Source organism: Komagataeibacter kakiaceti JCM 25156 (genome assembly GCF_000613305.1).
Genome location: NZ_BAIO01000285.1, coordinates 1 through 3,057, shown reverse-complemented (window position 1 = coordinate 3,057; position 3,057 = coordinate 1). Strand labels below are relative to the sequence as shown.

The 3,057-nt window shown below is 65.8% G+C and carries 4 protein-coding genes and 1 pseudogene; all 5 read right to left on the bottom strand.

The window, feature by feature from the left end:
• Positions 1 to 469 (bottom strand): GTPase Era (era, locus tag JCM25156_RS12395; protein ID WP_025813320.1); only part of this gene is annotated, 469 nt, incomplete at its 3' end.
• Positions 466 to 1,242 (bottom strand): ribonuclease III, encoded by a 777-nt coding sequence (gene rnc, locus JCM25156_RS12390; RefSeq protein WP_025813319.1) that lies wholly within the window; start codon positions 1,240 to 1,242, stop codon positions 466 to 468. The genes era and rnc, both read right to left, overlap by 4 nt.
• A gap of 2 nt (positions 1,243 to 1,244) precedes the next feature.
• Positions 1,245 to 2,049 (bottom strand): annotated as a pseudogene (lepB, locus tag JCM25156_RS24110) (signal peptidase I).
• A gap of 124 nt (positions 2,050 to 2,173) precedes the next feature.
• Positions 2,174 to 2,587: a holo-ACP synthase gene (gene acpS, locus JCM25156_RS12375; protein ID WP_025813315.1), complete on the bottom strand. Its 414-nt coding sequence runs from the start codon at positions 2,585 to 2,587 to the stop codon at positions 2,174 to 2,176.
• Between the two features lie 3 nt (positions 2,588 to 2,590).
• Positions 2,591 to 3,057 (bottom strand): ACT domain-containing protein (locus JCM25156_RS24105; protein WP_034959620.1); only part of this gene is annotated, 467 nt, incomplete at its 5' end.

The window sequence follows — 3,057 nt, the reverse complement described above, 5'->3', positions numbered from 1 at the left end:
CCATGAACACATGCTCGACCGGCAGGATGGCCGACAGTTCGGCGGTCAGCGGCAGCAGCGCGTCACGGCGCACGAGGTCCGTCTTGTTCAGCACCAGCCACAGCCTGCGCTTCTGCTCCGCCAGCCGCGTGGCGATGGCGCGCAGCGCCTCGGTCATGCCCGCACGGGCATCCACGATCAGCAGCGTGATGTCCGCATCTTCCGATCCGGTCCATGCCGCCGCGACCATGGCGCGATCCAGCTTGCGCCGGGGCTGGAAGATGCCCGGCGTATCCACCAGTAGGATCTGGGTATGGTTGCGCATGAGAATGCCCAGCACCCTGAAGCGCGTGGTCTGCGCCTTGGGGCTGACAATGGACAGCTTGGTGCCCGCCATGCGGTTGAGCAGCGTGGACTTGCCCGCGTTGGGCGCCCCCACGATGGCCACGAAACCGCAGCGTGTCGTCGTGTCCTGATCCTGACCAGTCATTGTCCGTGCCCTTTACGGTCGGGGGTGGGGGCGGCCTGCCGTTCCGCGCCAAGCTGGCGCAGCAGGTCGGATGCGGCGTCACTTTCGGCGGCGCGCTTGCTTCCGGCCACGCCCTGCCCGGTTTTTCCCTGTACGTCCACCGCAATGACGAAACGCGGCGCATGCGATGGGCCATCGGATGAGATGACGCGATACTGCGGCAGCGCCAGTCCGCGCGCCAGCACCCATTCCTGCAGCGCGGTCTTGGGGTCCTTGGGCGGATGCGCCTGCGCCACGATGGAATCATTCCACATCCTGCGCACGAAGCCGCGCGCGGGCTCCAGCCCGCCATCGAGATAGATGGCCCCCAGAATCGCCTCCACCGCATCAGCCAGCACGTTGGCCGTCTGCCGCACCCCGGCCCGCGCCTCATGCTCGGCCACGTCCAGCGCCGCATGCAGGTCCATCACCTGCGCGATCCGGGCCAGCACCGTGCGTGAGACGAGATGGGCGTGGCGGGGCCCAAGCGCGCCCTCCTGCTCATGCGGGAAGCGTTCGAGCAGCCACTCCGCCATGAGCAGGCCAAGCACGCGGTCGCCTATGAATTCCAGCCGTTCGTTGGAGCCGGCACCCCGTTTCGCCACGCTCTGGCGCGTGCGGCGTCCGCCATTGCGTTCATGCGCGGCGGAGCGATGCGTCAGGGCCTGCAAAAGCAGGGCGGGCTGGACGAAGTGATAGTCCAGACAGGCTTCCAGCCGCCGGATTTCAGCAGCCGGGACACGCGCGGCCTCCATGGTCAGTGAACCCCCATGAACAGGCGGTTCCACCTGATTTCGGCCGGCCAGTACCAGAACTGCCAGAACGGATGCATGCCATCGACGGACATGAAGATCCATTTGGCCTGCCCCACCAGGTTCTCCATGGGCACAAAGCCGAGATCCTGCGGCTCATCCCCCATGAAGCGGCTGTCAGCGCTGTCATCACGGTTGTCGCCCATGGCGAAGAAATATCCCGGCGGCACGACGTATTCGGGCGTGTCGTTCTTGCCGCCTCATCGGTCAGTTTGAGGATGTCATGCGCGACCGGCCCACGCCCGCCACTGCCGGGCAGGATCTCGCGGTAGCGATCCCCCTCCATATGGGTGCGGTGCTCGTCTATCGCCACATATTCGCCTTCCGGCTCACGCGGGGCTTCCTGCCCGTTTATGTAGAGATGGCCTTCACGCATCTGGACATGGTCACCGGGCAGCCCGACGATGCGCTTGATATAGTCGATCGACGTATCCTTCGTGAAGCGGAAGACCGCCACGTCGCCACGGTGGGGCGCATGGTCGAAGATCCGCCCCTGGAACAGGTTGGGTGAACCGGGCAGCGCGAAACGGGAATAGCCATAGCTGTACTTGGCCACCCACACGTAATCCCCCACCTGCAATGTCGGATCATGGAACCCGACGGGATGTTGAACGGTTCGAACAGCACGGTGCGCACGCTTATGGCCAGCAGGCCCGCGATGACAATGGTGCGCAGCAGTTCAACCAGCCCGCCCTCCCGACGGGACGGGCCGGTTCGCGACGGGGAGGAAAGGGTCTTGTTATCGTCCATGGGCATAATTGTTCTTTAATCCGGATCTGGTATCGACCGGACAGCGACCGCCGGACGAATAACGTGCGGATCAAGCCCACGCGCCACCTGCCTGTCAAGCATTGCCCGCATGGGGGCCACGCGATCAGGCCGCGCCAGCTTTTTCCGCCATGATCATGACCTGCGCGAAGGCATAGGGATGCTCGTCCGTCATGGTCAGGAAAATCCGCGTGTCAAACCCTGCCGGCCGCAGCGTTTCCAGCCGCGCCAGCGCCCCGCCCGAAAGCCGCATGACTGGCTGGCCGCCGGGCAGGTTCTCAACCCCCATGTCGTGGTGGTACACGCCCTGGGCAAAGCCCGTGCCCAGCGCCTTGGCGCAGGCTTCCTTCGCCGCCCAGCGCTTGGCATAGGTGCCAAGGCGGGCAAGGCCCTGCCTGCGTTCGGCCGCCGCCTGTTCGGACGCGGTGAACACGCGCCGCATGAAGCGCGGGCCATGGCGCAGCAGCACCGCCTCGATCCGCCTGACATCGCACAGGTCGGAGCCCATGCCGATCAGCATGGCCTAGCCCCTTGCCCGTTCAACCTGCACCACGCCCTTGGCGGCGCGCAGCCCCACCATGATGGCGGTCAGGTGGCGCAGGTCGCGCACCTCGATATCCGCGAGGATTTCCATGAATTCGAGCTGGCGGTTGACGATGCGCAGGTTGACCATCACCCCTTCATGCTTGGCGGCGATGTTCGTCAGCGTGGCCAGCATGGCCGGTTCATTGGCCGTGACCACGCTCAGCCTGCCGGTATGGTGGCCGGTGGCGTTGCGGGCGATCAGGTCGTAATCCCAGTCGAGATCCATGAACCGCTCGGGCGTGGCGGCAAAGGTTTCCAGCGTCTGGCACCCCTGCGCATGCACCGTAATCCCCTTGCCGGTCGAGACGATGCCCACGATCCGGTCACCGGGCAGCGGATGGCAGCACCCGGCGAAATGGACCGCCATGCCAGCCCCACCCCGGCCAGCGCCATGCCCGCCGCGGC

Excerpts from the sequence above, each read along its gene's own strand:
- rnc (WP_025813319.1), bottom strand. The coding sequence starts at position 1,242 with ATGGAGGCCGCGCGTGTCCCGGCTGCTGAAATCCGGCGGCTGGAAGCC.
- acpS (WP_025813315.1), bottom strand. The coding sequence starts at position 2,587 with ATGCTGATCGGCATGGGCTCCGACCTGTGCGATGTCAGGCGGATCGAG.